Source organism: Xanthomonas sp. CFBP 8445, assembly GCF_025666235.1.
In the GTDB taxonomy this organism is placed as follows: Bacteria; Pseudomonadota; Gammaproteobacteria; order Xanthomonadales; family Xanthomonadaceae; genus Xanthomonas_A; species Xanthomonas_A indica.
In genome coordinates this window covers 2,453,806-2,471,887 of sequence record NZ_CP102594.1, presented here as the reverse complement: position 1 = coordinate 2,471,887, position 18,082 = coordinate 2,453,806, and the positions used below count along the sequence as shown (strand labels likewise).

Annotated in this window: 18 protein-coding genes; 4 read left to right on the top strand and 14 right to left on the bottom strand. The window is 67.7% G+C overall.

Annotated features, from left to right (window positions below; translation table 11 throughout):
• Positions 1 to 121: 121 nt before the first annotated feature.
• The 14 genes from NUG21_RS10530 to NUG21_RS10465 form a co-directional block, all read right to left on the bottom strand.
• A complete protein-coding gene (locus NUG21_RS10530; protein ID WP_160947184.1) occupies positions 122 to 1,309 on the bottom strand; it encodes a flagellin in 1,188 nt (395 codons plus the stop codon).
• A 571-nt stretch (positions 1,310 to 1,880) separates the two neighbouring features.
• Positions 1,881 to 3,068 (bottom strand): flagellin, encoded by a 1,188-nt coding sequence (locus tag NUG21_RS10525; protein WP_160947185.1) that lies wholly within the window; start codon positions 3,066 to 3,068, stop codon positions 1,881 to 1,883.
• A 336-nt stretch (positions 3,069 to 3,404) separates the two neighbouring features.
• Positions 3,405 to 4,607: a flagellar hook-associated protein FlgL gene (flgL, locus tag NUG21_RS10520; protein WP_160947186.1), complete on the bottom strand. Its 1,203-nt coding sequence runs from the start codon at positions 4,605 to 4,607 to the stop codon at positions 3,405 to 3,407.
• Positions 4,604 to 6,478 (bottom strand): flagellar hook-associated protein FlgK, encoded by a 1,875-nt coding sequence (flgK, locus tag NUG21_RS10515; RefSeq protein ID WP_160947187.1) that lies wholly within the window; start codon positions 6,476 to 6,478, stop codon positions 4,604 to 4,606. Before flgK ends, flgL begins: the two co-directional genes overlap by 4 nt.
• Positions 6,479 to 6,489: 11 nt before the next feature.
• Entirely contained in the window at positions 6,490 to 7,698 is a 1,209-nt protein-coding gene (flgJ, locus tag NUG21_RS10510) for a flagellar assembly peptidoglycan hydrolase FlgJ (RefSeq protein WP_263390830.1), read from the bottom strand.
• A 1-nt stretch (position 7,699) separates the two neighbouring features.
• Positions 7,700 to 8,818 (bottom strand): flagellar basal body P-ring protein FlgI, encoded by a 1,119-nt coding sequence (locus NUG21_RS10505; RefSeq protein ID WP_019796242.1) that lies wholly within the window; start codon positions 8,816 to 8,818, stop codon positions 7,700 to 7,702.
• Positions 8,819 to 8,826: 8 nt separating this feature from the next.
• Positions 8,827 to 9,528, bottom strand: a complete 702-nt coding sequence (gene flgH / locus NUG21_RS10500) for a flagellar basal body L-ring protein FlgH (protein ID WP_160947189.1) — start codon at positions 9,526 to 9,528, stop codon at positions 8,827 to 8,829.
• A gap of 23 nt (positions 9,529 to 9,551) precedes the next feature.
• Positions 9,552 to 10,337 carry a flagellar basal-body rod protein FlgG gene (gene flgG / locus NUG21_RS10495; RefSeq protein WP_019800423.1) on the bottom strand — a complete coding sequence of 262 codons (786 nt, stop codon included), beginning with the start codon at positions 10,335 to 10,337 and terminating at the stop codon, positions 9,552 to 9,554.
• 103 nt (positions 10,338 to 10,440) lie between these two features.
• On the bottom strand, positions 10,441 to 11,196 hold the full coding sequence (locus tag NUG21_RS10490; protein ID WP_010341757.1) for a flagellar basal-body rod protein FlgF: 756 nt from the start codon (positions 11,194 to 11,196) through the stop codon (positions 10,441 to 10,443).
• Positions 11,197 to 11,344: 148 nt separating this feature from the next.
• Complete coding sequence (gene flgE / locus NUG21_RS10485) at positions 11,345 to 12,568, bottom strand: flagellar hook protein FlgE (RefSeq protein WP_160947191.1); 1,224 nt, start codon at positions 12,566 to 12,568, stop codon at positions 11,345 to 11,347.
• A gap of 30 nt (positions 12,569 to 12,598) precedes the next feature.
• On the bottom strand, positions 12,599 to 13,273 hold the full coding sequence (locus tag NUG21_RS10480; RefSeq protein ID WP_019796597.1) for a flagellar hook capping FlgD N-terminal domain-containing protein: 675 nt from the start codon (positions 13,271 to 13,273) through the stop codon (positions 12,599 to 12,601).
• Positions 13,274 to 13,313: 40 nt separating this feature from the next.
• A complete protein-coding gene (gene flgC / locus NUG21_RS10475) occupies positions 13,314 to 13,721 on the bottom strand; it encodes a flagellar basal body rod protein FlgC (protein WP_160947193.1) in 408 nt (135 codons plus the stop codon).
• Positions 13,722 to 13,724: 3 nt separating this feature from the next.
• Positions 13,725 to 14,123, bottom strand: a complete 399-nt coding sequence (gene flgB / locus NUG21_RS10470; protein WP_242083481.1) for a flagellar basal body rod protein FlgB — start codon at positions 14,121 to 14,123, stop codon at positions 13,725 to 13,727.
• Positions 14,124 to 14,287: 164 nt separating this feature from the next.
• Complete coding sequence (locus NUG21_RS10465) at positions 14,288 to 15,238, bottom strand: chemotaxis protein (RefSeq protein ID WP_160947292.1); 951 nt, start codon at positions 15,236 to 15,238, stop codon at positions 14,288 to 14,290.
• A 113-nt stretch (positions 15,239 to 15,351) separates the two neighbouring features.
• On the opposite strand from NUG21_RS10465, the gene flgA reads away from it, so the two are divergent.
• The 4 genes from flgA to NUG21_RS10445 all read left to right on the top strand — a co-directional run bounded on the left by flgA (position 15,352) and on the right by NUG21_RS10445 (position 18,026).
• Positions 15,352 to 15,996, top strand: a complete 645-nt coding sequence (gene flgA / locus NUG21_RS10460) for a flagellar basal body P-ring formation chaperone FlgA (protein ID WP_160947195.1) — start codon at positions 15,352 to 15,354, stop codon at positions 15,994 to 15,996.
• A 66-nt stretch (positions 15,997 to 16,062) separates the two neighbouring features.
• Complete coding sequence (flgM, locus tag NUG21_RS10455) at positions 16,063 to 16,380, top strand: flagellar biosynthesis anti-sigma factor FlgM (protein WP_048489805.1); 318 nt, start codon at positions 16,063 to 16,065, stop codon at positions 16,378 to 16,380.
• A gap of 2 nt (positions 16,381 to 16,382) precedes the next feature.
• Positions 16,383 to 16,721 carry a flagellar protein FlgN gene (locus NUG21_RS10450; RefSeq protein ID WP_209231584.1) on the top strand — a complete coding sequence of 113 codons (339 nt, stop codon included), beginning with the start codon at positions 16,383 to 16,385 and terminating at the stop codon, positions 16,719 to 16,721.
• A gap of 84 nt (positions 16,722 to 16,805) precedes the next feature.
• Positions 16,806 to 18,026, top strand: a complete 1,221-nt coding sequence (locus NUG21_RS10445) for an ATP-binding protein (protein ID WP_160947197.1) — start codon at positions 16,806 to 16,808, stop codon at positions 18,024 to 18,026.
• The last annotated feature ends 56 nt before the right edge of the window (positions 18,027 to 18,082 follow it).

Below are 18,082 nucleotides of genomic sequence, written 5' to 3'. Positions count from 1 at the left end.
AGCGCCGCCTGCGCGTCGTGACGGCTTCCCGTTGCTATGCAAATCCTGTGCCGAGTCCCTGGCGTCAAAAAAAAGGCCCCTCCTTGCGGAGGGGCCTGGTGTCGCGCTGCGGCTGCGACGCTTAGCCCTGGAGCAGGCTCAGCACGCTCTGCGGCGCCTGCTTGGCCTGGGCCAGCATCGCGGTGCCGGCCTGCTGCAGGATCTGCGTGCGGGTCAGCTCGGCGGTTTCCTTGGCGTAGTCGGTGTCGCGGATGCGGCTGCGCGAGGCCGACAGGTTCTCCGAGGTGGAGCTCAGGTTGGCGATGGTGGAGGTGAAGCGGTTCTGGATCGCACCCATGTCGGCGCGCGAGGAGTTCACCGCGGTCAGCGCGTTGTCGACGATGCTCAGCGCCTTCTGCGCGCCCTGGAAGGTGGAGATGTCCAGGTCCTGCAGGTAGTTGGTGGTACCGGCGTTGGCGGTGGCGCTGGCGGCGATGCCGGCGTTGCTGAAGGTGATGCCGGTGGCACCGGTGGCCGAGCCTGCGGTGAACGAGAAGTCCTGGCCGCCCTTCACCGATTCCAGCTTCAGCGCGCTGCTGGTCGGATCGATCGAGGCGTACACGCCGGTCTGGGCCAGCTGGTCGTTGATCGCCGAGGCGATCTTCTTGGCCACGTCGGCACCGGCGTCGCCGTTGGCCACGGCGACCGAGGCGATGCTGACGCCGTTGATGACCATGCCGGAGAAGCTGCCGCTGGCGGTCGCGGTGCCGGAGGCCAGGGCAGCCGAGCCGGTCTGGGTGGCGGCGAAGCCGGCCTTGCCCAGGGCCGAGGCGCTGGCGTTGACGATGCTGTTGATGCCGATGGTCTGGCCGGCGTCGGCGCCGACCTGGAACAGCGCGCCGGAGAACGAGCCGTCCAGCAGCTTGGTGCCGTTGAAGTTGGTCTGCTTGGAGACGCGGTCGATTTCCGCGGTCAGCTGCTTGACTTCCGAGTTCAGCGCACCACGGTCGGTGGTGGAGTTGGTGGCGTTGGCCGACTGCACCGACAGCTCGCGGATACGCTGCAGGTTGTTGCCGATCTCGACCATCGCGCCTTCGGCGGTCTGCGCCAGCGAGATGCCGTCGTTGGCGTTGCGCGAGGCCACGTCCAGACCACGGATCTGGGTGGTGAAGCGCTCGGAGATCGCCAGACCGGCGGCGTCGTCCTTGGCGCTGTTGATGCGCAGGCCGGAGGACAGACGCTGGATCGTCGTCGCCAGGCTGGCGCTGGTGGTGTTGAGGTTGCGCTGAGCATTCAGCGACATTACGTTGGTATTGATTACCTGTGCCATTTTGACATCTCCTCTAAGCGATTTGTCCGGCAACCCGTTGGTGCCTGGAGCCTCCGCAGGGGGCCATCAATTGGCCAGTGCCGCTGCTGGTATAAGTAACGGCACTCGGTGCGCAACCTTTAGCGATTCGCTGCGAAAAAACACAGCAATTCGCTGATTTGCAACGGGTCCGGAATGCGGCGAAAAGCTTGTTTCGGCCGCGCCCGGACAAACTTTAGGTCGATCGTTCACATCCGCTACAAGGTGGGGGAGGAGCTTGAAGAAAGGCTGGCTCGACCGTCTCCCGGCAATGCTTGTTGCCCACGACCGGAACAGGTCGCAGATCATCCGCGCTGTGCCAAGCGGCGTACTACCGGGCCACGCAGGTCGAGCCAGTCCTGCCGCTGCAACCGGACCGACGGCCGAACACGCGACCTGGAGAGCGGCGGCGAGTGTGGCTCTACCGGCACGGTGAATACCGATGCAGGGCGGATGCGCCGCCGCCTTCAACATGCGCGCCCGGTGCTGGAGGAAGGAATAAAAAAGGCCCCTCCTTGCGGAGGGGCCTGGTGTCGCGCTGCGGCTGCGACGCTTAGCCCTGGAGCAGGCTCAGCACGCTCTGCGGCGCCTGCTTGGCCTGGGCCAGCATCGCGGTGCCGGCCTGCTGCAGGATCTGCGTGCGGGTCAGCTCGGCGGTTTCCTTGGCGTAGTCGGTGTCGCGGATGCGGCTGCGCGAGGCCGACAGGTTCTCCGAGGTGGAGCTCAGGTTGGCGATGGTGGAGGTGAAGCGGTTCTGGATCGCACCCATGTCGGCGCGCGAGGAGTTCACCGCGGTCAGCGCGTTGTCGACGATGCTCAGCGCCTTCTGCGCGCCCTGGAAGGTGGAGATGTCCAGGTCCTGCAGGTAGTTGGTGGTACCGGCGTTGGCGGTGGCGCTGGCGGCGATGCCGGCGTTGCTGAAGGTGATGCCGGTGGCACCGGTGGCCGAGCCTGCGGTGAACGAGAAGTCCTGGCCGCCCTTCACCGATTCCAGCTTCAGCGCGCTGCTGGTCGGATCGATCGAGGCGTACACGCCGGTCTGGGCCAGCTGGTCGTTGATCGCCGAGGCGATCTTCTTGGCCACGTCGGCACCGGCGTCGCCGTTGGCCACGGCGACCGAGGCGATGCTGACGCCGTTGATGACCATGCCGGAGAAGCTGCCGCTGGCGGTCGCGGTGCCGGAGGCCAGGGCAGCCGAGCCGGTCTGGGTGGCGGCGAAGCCGGCCTTGCCCAGGGCCGAGGCGCTGGCGTTGACGATGCTGTTGATGCCGATGGTCTGGCCGGCGTCGGCGCCGACCTGGAACAGCGCGCCGGAGAACGAGCCGTCCAGCAGCTTGGTGCCGTTGAAGTTGGTCTGCTTGGAGACGCGGTCGATTTCCGCGGTCAGCTGCTTGACTTCCGAGTTCAGCGCACCACGGTCGGTGGTGGAGTTGGTGGCGTTGGCCGACTGCACCGACAGCTCGCGGATACGCTGCAGGTTGTTGCCGATCTCGACCATCGCGCCTTCGGCGGTCTGCGCCAGCGAGATGCCGTCGTTGGCGTTGCGCGAGGCCACGTCCAGACCACGGATCTGGGTGGTGAAGCGCTCGGAGATCGCCAGACCGGCGGCGTCGTCCTTGGCGCTGTTGATGCGCAGGCCGGAGGACAGACGCTGGATCGTCGTCGCCAGGCTGGTGCTGGTGGTGTTGAGGTTGCGCTGAGCGTTCAGCGACATTACGTTGGTATTGATGACCTGTGCCATTTTGATATCTCCTCTTAGCGATTTGTCCGGCGACCGGTTGGTGCCTGGAGTCTCCGCAGGGGGCCATCAATTGGCCAGTGCGGCTGGTGATATAAGTAACGGCGACAGGCTCGCAACCTTTAGCGATTCACTGCAGAAAATTTGCCGTTCCGGCGATGCGCCAAACATCGGGAACACCGCGGAGAGCCTTTCTCGGCCGCATTCCGGCAAACTTTAGGGCTGCATGCGCGTTGTCTACTTATCCAGCGGCGATGGCGATCTTTTGTATAACGCGAAAGGCCCGGAGGCGTCGCCGCGCTCCGGGCCTTTTGGTATATCGGGTTTATTGCGTGATGATCAGAGCCGGTCGAACAGCGACATCTTCTGCATCTGGGTAAAGATGGTTTGTGCCGCTTTCAGCGCCGACTGTTCCAGCTGGTACTGGGAAATCGCCTGGGCGTAGTCGAGGTCGCGCAGCGAGGACAGGGTGGTCTTCAGGGTGACGTTGTTGGCTTCGCGCAGGTCGGTGGCGTTGTCGATCGCCGCCAGTTGGGCGCCGCCGGCGGCGCGCGCGTCGATCATCTTCGATGAGGCCTGGGTGATGTCGCGCATCGACGATTGCAGGCCGTTCTGCAGCGCGGCCTTGGCGGTGGGGGTGATGGGATCGGTGTTGAGCAGGTTGACCAGGTTGCTGATCGTGGAGAACACGTCCTTGGTGGTCGATGGGCCGATCTGGAAGCTGTCGCCGGCGGCGGGCGCGCCGTCCACGCGCATCTTCAGCCCGGGCAGGCCAATGCTCTCGCCGGCGGTATACGTGCCGGTGTTGACCACGGTGCCGCTGCTGTCGCGTACCTCGTAGGTGGTGGCGGCGGTGAACACGACGTTGTAGCTGCCGCCGTTCCAGGCGCTGCCGGAGCCGTCGCGGCTGAAATCCAGCAACAGGCCGGTGCCGGTGTTGCCGGCGGCCGCGTGCGCGTCCACGGTGCCGTCGCCGGTGGGCACGCGCATGAAGATCTCGCTGCCGGGCAGGGCGTCGGAGACCTTGGTATCCGGCGCGATCTCCACGCTGCGCTGGGTCTGATTGCCGCTGTAGACCACGTTGCCGGAGACCACCGCGAACGGCGCGGCGTCGTCGGCGGTGCCGCCGAACAGGTAGCGGCCGGAGCCGTCGGTGCTGTTGGACAGGCTCAGCAGGCTGTCGTGCAGGGTCTTCAGTTCCGCGGCGATGGCCTTGCGGTCGGGGGTGGCCAGCGCCGAACTATTGGCTTCGACCGTCAGATCCTTGACCCGGGCCATCAGGTCGCCGGCCTGCGACAACGCGTTTTCCTGCAGGTTGAGGCGGTTCTGCACATTGGTGGCGTTGTCGCCGAAGCGCGCCAGCGCCGCTACCGTGCGATCCAGGCTGACCGCGGTGCCGGCGGCGACTGGGTCGTCGGCGGCGCTGACAATGCGCTGGCCGGTGGAGAGCTGCTGCTGCAGGTGCGAGATCGTCGCCTGCTTGCCGAGCATGGTGTTGAGCGACTGATTGAAGATCATGCCGCTGGAGATGCGATTGCTCATCGGACCGCGCTCAGGATGGACTGGAACAGGGTGTCGGCGGTGGAGATCAGGCGCGAGGCCGCCTGGTAGGCCTGCTGCAGCCGCAGCATGTCCGCCGCTTCCTCGTCGAGGTTGACGCCGGACAGCGAGTCGCGCGCGTCCTGGGCGCTGCTCTGGATCACGTCCTGCGCGTCGGCCGCGTACTTGGCCTGGCGCGCCGACGAGCCGATCGTGGTGGTCAGGCCGGCCACCGCGCCGTTGAGGGTGATGGTGCCGCCGTTGAAGGCCTTGGAATCGTCGAGGTTGGACAGCAGCAGCGCGTTGCCGTTGTTGCTCGAGCCGACCCCGGTCGGGCCCACCGCGAAGCTGTCGCCGGCGGACGGGACGCCGTCCATGGTCAGGCTCCAGCCGTTGGCGCTGATGGTCTGGCCGGCGGTGTAGGTCTGCGGTGCGCCGCCGTTGATCGAGTAATGGGTGGAATCGATGAAGGCGATGTTCGCCGGCGTCAGCAGATTGGCGTTGCTGGCGTCGGTCGCGGAGACGTTGCTGACCTTGCCGGTCCCCAGGTTGCTCAGCGTGGCGCTGGCCTGGATCGGCGTGGCCGCGGCGATGCGCGAGGGGTCGGTGATGGCCACGGACAGCTTGCTGATGGCGTTGGCGGTGGGCTGCAGCAGGAACTTGTCGCCGCTGGCGGCGGTGCCGGATACCTGCAGGGTCACGCCGTTGACCACGAACGGATCGGCGCTGGTGCCGGACCCGGTCATCGGGATGCTGGCGCCGGTATCGGCGCGGCTGGCGTTCCAGCTCGTGCCGTTGTAGGTCAGCAGCAGGTTCTGCCCGTCGAGCTTGCTCAGGTCGCTGACGCTGGCGGTGAATGCGGCCGTGCCGGTGTTGGCGCTGTTGCCGTCCACGCTCGGCGGCGGCAGATTGAAGAAATCGCCGCCCATCTGCCCGTACAGGTCCATGCCGGCGTGGTGCTGCTGGTTGTAGCTGCTGGCCAGCCCGGTGGCGATGCGGCCGAGCTCGGCCTTGGTCGGGTCCAGGACGGTGCTGCGGAACTCCAGGAAGCCGCCGATCTGCCCGCCCAGCGCCTTTTCGCTCAGCGGAGTCGTGCCGCCCTGGGTCTTCACCGCGATTTGCAGCCGCTCCGGCTGGTAGGGATCGGGACTAGCGACCAGCGTCGAGGCGTTGGTCCCGACCACCATCGCCTGGCCGCCGGAGGTGTAGACGTTCATCATCCCCCCATCCTGCTGGATGACGCTGCCGCCGGTGTAGCCGATCAGCTGGCTGATCATCTGGTCGCGGCGATCGAGCAGGTCCGGCGCGGCAGCATTGGCGTTGGAGCCGATCTGGCCGTTGAGCTTGGCGATCTCGGTGGCCAGGCGGTTGGCTTCGGCGGTGCCGGCCAGCAGGCCGTTGTTGACCTCGCTGCCGAGCGAGTCGAGCTGGCCGTTGAGCTGCTTGAAGCGGGTCACCAGCGAATTGCCGGCGTCCAGCAGGTTCTGCCGGTTGGCGCTTGCCGAAGCGTTGGAGGACAGGCCGCTGGTGGCGTCGAAGAAGTTCGACCACTGCCCGGCGATGCTGGTGGCCTTGTCCGAGAACAGCCCGTCGACGCGGCTGGACAGGCTGGACAGCTGCTTCAGCCGCGCGACTTCGCCAGTGCTGTCGAACAGGCGCGAGATCGCCAACTGGTCGGCGACGCGGGAAACGTCGGTGATCTGGGTGCCGTTGCCGATGAACTCGCTGCCGTACTGGCTGGGGACCGTGGTCGCGAACGTCGTCCGCTGCCGGCTGTAGCCGTCGGTGTTGATGTTGGCGACGTTGTGGCTGACCGTCGACAGGGCCCGCTGGAAGGCGAGCAGGGCACCGGTACCGGTAGAGAGGATGGACATGGGCGGCTACCTCAGCGGCGCACGAGGCCGGACGAATCGACGGTGCTGGCCAGCACGCGCTCGATGCCGCCGGCGGCGGCGCTGCCGATCGCGGCGACCGCGCGGCCGATGGTCGGGCCGCCGGCGATGGCGGCGATCTTGGCCGCGTAGGCCGGGTCGGTGGCGTAGCCGGCGCGCTGCAGGCCCTGGGCGAAGCCGCGGATGTCGGTGCCGGCCTTCAGCGCCTGCTGGTAGCGCGGATTGGTCTTCAGCAGGCGCACGTAGTCGGCGAAGCTCTCCGCTGGCGAGGAATAGGCGCGGAAATCGGCGGTCTGCGACTGCTTGACCCCGTCCACGTACTCGTGGGTGCCGGTGGTCACGCGATCGCCGTCCCAGCCGGTGGCCTTGATCCCGAACAGGTTGTTGGAACTGGCGCCGTCGCCGCGGGAGATGCCGCGGCGGCCCCAGCCGGTTTCCAGCGCGGCCTGCGCGACCAGGGCGCGGGCGTCCACGCCCAGTTCCTGCGCGGCCTTCTGCGCATGGTTCCAGATCTTGGCGACGAAGCCTTCCGGGGTGCGCTCGCCGAGGCTGGCCGCGGCGGCGTTGGCGGCCGCGGCGGCGCTGGGATCGATGGCATTGCCGCTGTCGGCGGCCGCCTGCACGTTCGACCAGCGGTCGTCGGCGCCGGCCCAGGACAGGCCGGCGCTGCCGTCGGCCGGGCTGCTGCCGATGGCCTGATGCATGGCGCTGCTCTCGCGGCCGGCGATCATGTCCAGCACTTGCTGCTGCGGCGAGGCGGTCGCCTCGGCGCCGCTCCACGGGCCGACGCCGGCGCCGGCTGCGGCACCGGCGGCGAGCGCGGCCTCGCCCTGCAGCGGCATCGGGCCGTTGCCGGATTGGCCGGACACCAGCGAATAGGCCTTGGCCGCCTTGGCCGCATCCAGCGCGGTGTTCGGGGTGCCGGTCGCCGCCGGCTGCCCGCCGCCGAGCTGCTTGGCGATCATCGCCGCCAGGCCCAGCCCCTTGCCGTCGGTCAGGCCCTTGGCCAACTGCTGGTCGTACATGTCGCGGAAGGTCTGGTTCTCGCCCGGGAACAGCGAATTGCCGAAGCTGGCCTGGCGCATGCTCTTGACCAGCATGTTGGCGAACTGCCCTTCGAGCTGGCGCGAGACCTTGTCGATCTTGGCCGGATCGTTCTGGGTAGAGGCGTGCAGGTCGAAGGGAGCGGCCGAGATACGCATGTCAGATCACCTCCAGCTCCGCGCTCAGGGCACCGGCCTGCTTGAGCGCTTCCAGAATCGCGATCAGGTCGCCAGGTGCGGCGCCGACCTCGTTGACCGCCCGTACGATCTGATCCAGCGAGGTGCCGCCCTCGAACTTGAACATGCGGCTGCCTTCGTTGGTGGCGGTGATGGTGGACTTGGGCGTGGCCACGGTCTGGCCGCCGCTCAGGGCATTCGGCTGGCTGACCTGGGTGCCTTCGCTGATGGTCACCGTCAGCGAGCCGTGCGAGATCGCCGCCGGGCTGACCCGGACCTGCGAGCCGATCACCACCGTGCCGGTGCGGGCATTGACCACGACCTTGGCCGGTGCCGCGCCCGGCGACAGCTCGACGTTCTCGATGCGTGCCAGCAGGCCGATGCGCGCGCTCTGGTCGGTGGGCGAACGCACCGCCACGGTGGAGCCGTCCACCGCGTGCGCGCTGCCGGGGCCGAAGGTGCTTTCCAGCGCCGAGACCATGCGCGAGACGGTGGTGAAATCGGGCTGATGCAGGTTCAGGGTGATCTCGCCGGTGTTGCCGAACACGTCCGGCAGCGCACGTTCTACCGTCGCGCCGTTGGGGATCAGGCCGACGCTGGGCACGTTCACCGAGATCCGCGAACCGTCCTTGCCCTGCGCACCGAAGCCGCCGACCACCAGGTTGCCCTGGGCGACCGCATAGACCTGGCCGTCGGCGCCCTTCAGCGGCGCCATCAGCAGCGTGCCGCCGCGCAACGAGATGGCGTTGCCGATCGAGGAGACGGTGATGTCGATGGTCTGGCCCGGCTTGGCGAACGCCGGCAACTGCGCGCTGATCGCCACCGCGGCGACGTTCTTCAACTGCGGGTTGACGTTGGCCGGCACGTTGACGCCCAGCTCGCCGAGCATGTTCTTCAGGCTCTGCACGGTGAAAGGCGCCTGGCTGGTGCGGTCGCCGCTGCCGTCCAGGCCGACCACCAGGCCATAGCCGACCAGCGCGTTGTTGCGCACGCCGCCGACCTGGGCCAGGTCCTTGATGCGTTCGGCCGCGGCCGGCGCGGCCAGGCCCGCGCACAGGGCGACGGCGGCGAGCAGGCGGCAGGGCAGGGACAGGAGATTCATGGCGGGCCTCAGTACGGCGAGATGCGCGAGTTGAAGAAGCGGCTCAGCCAGCCCATCGCGTTGGACTGCGCGACCGCGCCGCGGCCGCCGTAGGCGATGCGCGCTTCGGCCACCTTGCTGGAAGGGATGGTGTTGTCCGGGGCGATGTCGGCGGCGCGGACCACGCCCTGCACCTGCACCAGTTCGTCGCCCTGGTTCAGCCGCAGGTTCTTCTGGCCCTGGATCACCAGGTTGCCGTTGGGCAGGCGCTGCATCACGGTCACGGTGATGCTGCCCTGCATGGTGTTGCTCTGCGCGGTGTTGCCCTTGCCGGCGAAGCTGCGGTCGCCGCTGGTGGAATTGTTGAGGATGTTGGTGCCGTTGACGGTCAGTGGCGCGCCGAGCAGGGTCGGCGTGGCCATGGTCACCGCATCCTTCTTGCTGATGCTGGTGTTGGCGGTGCTGCTGGCGTTGGTGCTTTCGACCAGGGTGATGGTCAGCAGGTCGCCGACGTCGCGGGCACGGCGGTCCGAATACAGCTGCAGGCCGGGGCCGGCGGCGTAGATCGCACCGGCGGTGGGTTGCGCCTGCGGCGCCATCACCGGCGTGATCGGCGCCATCGGCGCGTACGGGCGCACGTCGCCGGCGGCGACGCCCAGGCCGGCGCAACCGCCGAGCAGGACCGGCAGCAGCAGCGCGGCGGAGAAGGAGAGAGAGGACAGGCGCGACATGGCGGATTCCGGAGGCGAGGGGATCAGACGTTGTTGTTCAGATAGCCGAGCATGGAGTCGGTGGTGGAGATGGCCTTGGCGTTCATCTCGTAGGCGCGCTGGGTCTCGATCATGCTCACCAGCTCTTCCACCACATTGACGTTGCTGCCTTCCAGGGCGCCCTGCGCGATCTTGCCCAGGCCGTTGAGGCCGGGCGTGCCGTTGGTGGCCGGGCCGGAGGCGGCGGTTTCCACGTACAGGTTCTGGCCCTGGGCCTGCAGGCCGGAGGGATTGATGAAGTCGGTGAGGGTCAGCGAGCCGACCTGCAGCGCGGCGGCGGTGCCGGCGACCTGCACGCTCACCGTGCCGTCGGAGCCGATGGTCACCGACTGCGCGCCTTCCGGGATCTGGATGCCCGGCTGGATCGGGTAGCCGCTGTTGGTGACCAATTGGCCCTGCGCATCGATCTGGAAGCTGCCGTCGCGGGTGTAGGCCGAGGTGCCGTCCGGCATCTGCACTTCGAAGAAGCCGCGGCCGTTGACCATCACGTCCAGGGCGCGGTCGGTCTGCTGCTGGCTGCCCTGCTCGAAATCCTTGGCGGTGGCGACCACGCGCACGCCGGTACCCACCTGCAGGCCCGAAGGCAGCTGCGTCTGCGAGGAGCTGGCGCCGCCGGGCTGCCGCAGCTGTTGGTACAGCAGGTCCTCGAAGTTGGCGCGGTCGCGCTTGAAACCGGTGGTGTTGGTGTTGGCCAGGTTGTTGGAGACGACCGACATGCGCGTCTGCTGCGCATCCAGTCCGGTCTTGGCGACCCACAAAGCCTGATTCATGACCCGAATTCCTCTGATGGTGGCCCCGGCACGACGCGCCGCGGGCGCAGGGACTGATGCATGTGCCGTGCCAAACCGGCGCCTGCAGGCGCCGCGGCGCGCCTTAGCCGTTCAGACGCAGCAGGGTGTTGGCCGACTGCGCGTTCTCGTCGCCGTTCTTGATGACCTTCACCTGCATTTCGAACTGGCGCTGCAACTGGATCATCTGCACCAGCGCGCCGGCGGCATCGACGTTGCTGCCCTCGAGCACGCCGGTGCGCAGCGAATTGCCGGTCGCCGGCGCGAAGGCCTTGGCCGGATCGTCGCTGACGTTGCGCATCAGGCCGTCGGGACGGCGGGTGAGCTGGTCCGCCGGCGCCTGCACCACCTTCAGGGTGGCGACGGTGCTCATCGCGGTGGGGGCTTCGCCCAGCGGCACGATCGACACCGTGCCGTCGTTGCCGATTTCCAGCGACTGATGCGGCGGGATCGACACCGGGTTGCCCTGGTCATCGAGCACCGCATGGCCGCTGGCGGTGACCAGCTGGCCGTTCGGGGTCAGCGCCAACTCGCCGCCGCGCGTGTACGCCTCCTTGCCGTCGGCGGACTGCACCGCCAGCCAGCGGTCGGCGTCCAGCGACAGATCCAGCGGATTGCCGGTCTGGTGCTGCGCGCCGACATCGCGGTTGAACCCCTGGTCGATGTGCAGCGCATCGATGCGCGACGGATAACCGGCGCCGGGAATCCGATACGCCTCGGTGTTGGCCAGCGCCGCCTTGAACCCGGAGGTCTCGACGTTGGCCAGATTGTGCGACACGGTGGCCTGCGCCTGCAGCGAAGCGCGGGCGCCGGTCATGGCGACGTAGAGGGCTTTGTCCATGGGTGTGAACCGTGATTGGAGAGACGGGATTCGGGATTCGAAGAAGCTGCAGTGCCGCAGACGATCGGAAATGGTGGCTCAAGCTGACGCCCGTTCGGCAGGGCGCCAGCGGTGACGAATCACCAATCCCGAATCACCAATCCCAGCCTTAACGCATATTGATGATCGTCTGCGTGACCTGATCCTGGGTCGAGATCACCTGGGAGTTGGCCTGGAAGTTGCGCTGGGCCACGATCATGTTCACCAGCTGCTCGGTCAGGTCGACGGTGGAGGATTCCAGTGCGCCGGACTGCACGCTGCCGAAGTCCGAGGTCGCCGGCGAGCCGGTGCGGGCGATGCCCGAGGCCGAGCTTTCCGCCCAGGCGTTGTCGCCGAGCGAACTCAGGCCCTGCGGGTTGACGAAGTTGGTCACCGCGATCTGGCCCAGCGCCTTGTCCGCGTTGTTGGAGTAACGCGCGTAGACGATGCCTTTCTCGTCGATGCTGATCGAGTTGAGCTTGCCGCTGGCGTAGCCGTCCTGGGTCGCGCCGCGCAGGGCGAAGGCCTCGCCGTACTGGGTCGACCCGAACATGTTCAGGGTCAGCGACAGGGTGCCGGCACCGGTGGCGGGGGTGAAGGAACCCAGCGCGATCTTGCCGTCGGCCGGGCTGACCAGCGCGCCGCTGCTGGAGAACTGCAGCGTGCTGGCGCCGCCGGCGGCCACGCCGTCCACGTAGTTGTAGACGGTCCACTGGTTGGGCGTGGAAGTCTTGACGAAGTACGAGGTCTGCACGTGGGCCACGCCCAGCGAATCGTAGACCGTGGTGCCGCCGCTGGAGTTGTTGTAGCTGTTGGCGTCGTTCGGATCGAACGTGGCCACCGTCGGCGGCTGGGTGTTGCCGGGCAGGGTGAAGGTCAGGTTGACCGTGCTGGACTGCTTGGGCGGGCTGTCGGTGGTCAGCAGCTGCAGGTCGGTCAGGGTGCCGGCCGCGAAGCCGTTGCCGTTGCTTGCCGGCGGGAACACCTGCAGCCGCGCGCCCTGCGGATTGACCACATAGCCGTTGGCGTCGGTCTGGAAGTTGCCGGCGCGCGAGTACACGCGGGCGCCGTTGTTGGACAGGGTGAAGAAGCCGGAACCGGAAATGGCCAGGTCCAGGCTGCGCCCGGTCGGATCGATGGTGCCCTGCGAGAACTGCTGGGCGACGTTGCTGACACGCACGCCCGAACCCACCGCGTTGCGCGCCAGGCCGTAGCCGTTGAGCGTGAACTGGTCGGCGAACTCGGCGCGCGAGCCCTTGAAGCCGGTGGTGTTGGCGTTGGCGATGTTGTTGGCGGTGACGTTGAGGTCGGTATTGGCCGCCCTGAGGCCGGACAGCGATGTATTGAAACCCATGGTGGACTCCTGTGGATGGTCGGCGTGGCGTTAGCTGACGCGGAGAACGTTGGTCAGCGGCGTGGTGCCGAGCCCGGTCAGGTCGAGATAGATGCCGTCCGATCCGATGATGGCGCTCTCGACCGGCGCCTGGACGTAGGTGGACAGGGACAGCTGGTTGCCCTGGGCATCGGTCTGCCCAGCGGTGATGCTGTAGCTGCCGGCCGGCATGCGCTTGCCGCTGGCGTCGGTGCCGTCCCAGGCGAAATCGAGCTGGCCGGCCTTGTCGGCGGTCAGGCTGATCTTCTTGATCGGCTGGCCGTTGGCGTCGCTGACGGTGACGTCGACCACGCCCGCGGCCTTGGCCGCGACCAGGCCGCCGGTGCTGCCCTCGGCACCCAGCGGCAGCGTCGCCGACGGCACCAGCACCTTGTGCCCGATCAGGTTGGCGCCGCGCAGCACCTGGTCGGTGCTCATCGACGAGGACAGCGCGGTCACGGTCTTGTTGAGGTCGCCGATGCCCTGCACGGTGGACAGCTGCGCCATCTGCGCGACCATCTGGCTGTTGTCCATCGGCTTGAGCGGATCCTGGTGCTGCAGCTGCTCGGTCATCAGCTTCAGGAAGTCGGCCTGCTGCAGCGCCTTGTTCTTGGTCGTGCTGGTGTTGCTCGAGGCGCTCAGGCCCAGGCTGGAATAGGTAGTGTCGGTGGAGGTGACGCTGGTCATGGAAGCGGTCCTGGAACGTGACGCGGCGGAGGGAGGGCGATCAGCGGCCCATGGTCAAGGTAGCCAGCGCCAGTTCCTTGGCGGTGTTGAGGACCTCCACGCCGGCCTGGTAATTGCGCGAGGCGGAGATCAGGTTGACCATCTGCGAGACCGGGTCCACATCGGGCGAATAGATGTAGCCGTCGGCGTCGGCGAGCGGATGGCCGGGTTCGTAGCGCTTGATCGGCGGTGCGTTGGTCGTGGCGATTTGCTTGACGTTGACCGAGGTCAGGCTGCTGTCGTGCGGATTGCGCACCGCCTGGAAGATCGGCTCGATCGGCTTGTAGGCCGCCTCCGCCGAACCGGCCACCGAATCGGCGTTGGACAGGTTGCTGGCGATGGTGCTCATGCGCACCGACTGCGCCTGCAGCGCGGAGCCGGCGACGTCGAAGATCGGCAGGTTGCTCATGGCTTATTGGCCTGTGATCGCGGTGAGCATGCTGCGCACCTTGGATTCGAGGAAGCTCAGCGAGGCGCGGTACTCCAGCGCGGCGCGGCCGTAGGCGGCGCGTTCGGCATCCGGGTCGACGGTGTTGCCGTCCAGGCTGGGCTGGCTGGCGACGCGGGTGACCTGGAACGGGTTCAGGCCATCGCCGCCGACCGCGATGTGGCGGCTGTCGTCGACCGCGAGTTGGGTACCCTCGCGCTGTCCCTGCGCGGCGCGCATCGCCGCGTCGAAATCCAGGTCCTGGGCCTTGTACCCGGGCGTGTCGACGTTGCTGAGGTTGCTGGCGATCAGCTTCATGCGCTGCTCGCGCAGCGGCAGGGCGTCGCCGTGGACGCCGAAGTAGGCTGTGATCGGATTGGACATGGCACGATCCCGCGGTTCGTTGCCGAAACCACAGGCAAGGCGCGTGCCAAAGTCGGGCGCAAGGCCCGTGAAATCAGGGGTTGCCGCGGGAGGCGGGGAGCGCCCGCGCGCGCTATAGCGCTATAGAAGGTCAGGCAGGCCGCGCGGCAGGCGCGGCGCCCGGGTCAGGCGGCCGCCTGCGCGGCCGCGGCCACGACCCGCAGCCGCGCCAGCACGTACTCGGCCAGCTCGTTGGGGCTGTACTTGGCCACGAAGGCGTTGGCGCCCACGCGCTCGACCATCGCATTGTTGAACACGCCCGACAGCGAGGTGTGCAACAGCACGTACAGGCCGGACAGGCCGGCATGGCGGCGGATTTCCGTCGTCAGCGTATAGCCGTCCATCGCCGGCATCTCGATGTCCGAGATCACCATGGCGTAGCGCTCGGCCGGATTCTCGCCCGCGGCGTGGATCTGCAAGAGATGGTCCAAGGCCTGGCGGCCGTCGGAGAGCAGGGTCGCCGCGACCCCGAGCTGGTCCAGCACGCTGCGGATCTGCTGCCGCGCCACGCGCGAGTCGTCGACCACCAGCACCTGCAACTGCGGGCCGGTGAGCGCCAGCGACGGGTCCAGGTTGGCCTCGACCCGGGTCTGGGCGATGTCGGCCAGCACGCTTTCCACGTCGATCACCTGGATCAGTTCGCCCTGGAAGCGGGTCACCGCGGTCAGGTAGCTGGATTCGGCGCCCAGTTCCGGCGGCGGATGGATGTCTTCCACCGCGATGTTGACGATGCGCTCCACGCCGCTGACCAGGAAGCCCTGCACCGAGCGGTTGAACTCGGTCACCACCAGATAGCCTGGCGCGGTGTCCGCGTTCGGCTCGCGCTCCGGGTGGCCGATGGCCAGGCCCAGGTCGAGCACCGGGACCGAGCGCCCACGCACGTCGGCGACGCCGGAGAACTGCAGCGGCAGCCCCGGCACCTGGAACAGCTCCGGCCGGCGCAGCACTTCCTGCACCTTGAAGACGTTCACGCCAAAAAGCTGGCGACCACCCAGCCGGAACAACAGCAGGGCAAGCCGGTTGTGGCCCGCCAAGCGGGTGCGCTGGTCGATTCGGTTGAGAAGGTCGTGACTCATGGCGTTCATATCGGCGCTGTCGCGGCGGAACTTGAGGGCAGCGCGCAGATCGACCATGCGGTTTCCGGCACGGTCTTTGCATCGTGTCGGCGACCTTTCCGAGAGAGACGGCGATGCGCCCGATCCTATTGCTGGTCCTGCTGGCTGCCACGCCGGCCTGGGCCACGGACTTCCAGTCGGTGGACTCGATCCGCGCTGCGGCGCTGTCCCTGGCCGGTGCCGACGCCGATGCCGAGGCGACCCTGGACCCGTCGGTGCGGGTGCCGCTGTGCCCGGTGCCGCTGCAGGCCCAGCCGACCGGCACCACGACCGTGGAAGTGAGTTGCCCGCGCGACACCGGCTGGCGCCTGTTCGTGCCGGTCAAGGTGCGGCGCATGCAGCACGTCCTGGTGCTGGCGCGCGGCCTGTCCGCTGGAGAAACCATCGGCGCGGCCGATATCGTCCCCGAGAAGCGCGACGCGGCGCGCATCGTCGGCGCCGCGATGACCGAGCCGGAGGCGGCGATCGGCAAGGTGGTACGGCGGACCCTGCCGGCCGGCACCTTGTTGTCCGCCACCGATCTGGTCGCACCGCGGCTGGTCCGGCGCGGCGACAATGTGGCGCTGGTGGCCCGCAGCGGCGGCCTGGAAGTGCGCATGTCCGGGCGCGCACTGGGCGATGCGGGCGAAAACGAGCGGGTGACCGTCGAAAACCTGTCGTCCAAACGCATCGTTCAGGGAACTGTGTCACAAAATGGCGACGTTTTAGTGACGCGATGAGATCCCGGCTAAAGTTCTCCGACGCTGTGCCGTTACTTACACCGAACCCGTAACAGGATGTCCGTCATGACCCAGAAAATTGAAGGGAGTTTGCCGAGCCCGGCCACCCTTCGCACGTCGTCCGTCTCGACCAAGGCCGCCTCCGGCGCGTCCGAGGAAGGCAAGGACCGTGCGGTCGGTGCGGCCGCTGCAACCGACAGCCTGCGCCTGACCGGCGAAGCCTCCGGCCTGCAGACCCTGCAACGCCAACTGTCGGCCGCTCCGGCGGTGGACAGCAGCCGCGTCGACGCGGTGCGCTCGGCGCTGCAGAACGGCAGCTACAAGATCAACCCCGACGCGATCGCCAGCCGCATGATCGACATGGATCGGCAACTCGGCGCATGAACATGTCCGTGACCAACCCCCTGCAGCAGCTCAGCGACGCGCTCGCCGGCGAGCGCCAGGCGTTGTTGGATCACAACGTGGAAGGCCTCATGCAGGCGACCAGCGCCAAGCTGGCGGCCCTGCGCGCACTGGAGGCCGACGTGCCCGCCGGCGCCGAGGCCGAACTGCGCCTGCGCGAACTGGCCGACGCCAACCGCGCCAACGGCGCGCTGCTGTCGCGGCGCAGGCGCGAGGTCAATTGGGCGCTGCGCCACCTCGGCCGCAGCGAGAGCGCGTCGTCCTACGACGCCAACGGCCAGTCCAGCACGCCGCTCGCCCAGCGTCCCCTGGCGATCGCGTAAGCCGCAGCGCGTCCCTGTGCGGGGCGCGCATCCGCCGGCGGCAACGGCGTATATTGGGCATCCATCGATCGCCCGCGGCCTGTCGTGAATTTCGCCGAAATCAATCCCACCGAACCGCTTGTCCTGCCTGCGCGCGAGCAACTGCTCGCCCTGAGCGAACTGTTGTACGAAGGCGTGGTGCTGTTCCGCGCCGACGGCCAGCTGCTGCTGGCCAACAGCGCCGCGCGCCGCCATCTTTCCGGCGCCGACGCCGGCGGCCTGGCTGCGCACCTGGCGCAGTGGCTGCCCAGCGATGCGTTGTCGCAGGCGCGCAGCAGCGGCCGCTGGAGCGGCAGCCTGCCGACCGAGCAGCACGTGGTGCTGGCGCATCTGTACTTCCATGCCGACGCGAGCGGCGGCCATTACCTGATGCTGATCCAGGGCATCGAAGGCCAGCAGGACTACGAACAGGAACTGCAGCAGCGCCACGCCGAACTGCGTCAGGCCTATCTGCGCCTCAACGGCGCCCAGGAAAAACTGCTGCAGTCGGAGAAGATGGCCTCGATCGGCCAGCTCGCCGCCGGCGTCGCCCACGAGATCAACAACCCGATCGGCTACGTCCACTCCAACCTGGGCAGCCTGCAGGAATACCTGCGCAGCCTGTTCACCCTGATCGAGGCCTACGAGCGCGCCCTGCGCGCGCCCGACCCGAAGGCGCTGATCCCGGAGATCGACGACATCCGCAACCGCTTCGACATCGACTTCATCAGCCGCGACCTGCCGCAACTGATGGCCGAGTCGCGCGAAGGCATCGAGCGGGTCACCCGCATCGTCCGCGACCTCAAGGACTTCTCGTATTCCGGCCGTGAGGAGTCGTGGAAGCTGGTGGACCTGCACTCGGGCCTGGAATCCACGATCAACATCATCTGGAACGAGCTCAAGTACAAGGTCACCCTGGAGCGCCACTACGGCAACCTGCCGCTGGTGGAGTGCCTGCCGTCCGAGCTCAACCAGGTGTACATGAACCTGCTGCTCAACGCCGGCCAGGCGATCGGCGAGCGCGGCACCATCGTGGTCAGCACCGGCCAGGACGGCGAAGAGGTGTGGATCGAGTTCAAGGACTCCGGCGCCGGCATTCCTGCGGACCTGCTGCAGCGCATCTTCGACCCGTTCTTCACCACCAAGCCGGTCGGCAGCGGCACCGGCCTGGGCCTGTCGATTTCCTACGGCATCATCAACAAGCACCACGGCCGCATCGACGTCAGCAGCACCGTGGGCGAAGGCTCCACGTTCCGGATCGTGATTCCGGTGAGGCAGCCGAAATAGGGCGGGGATTCGGGATTGGGATTGGGGATTCGTGAAGGCGCGGTGTCGGCGTTTCA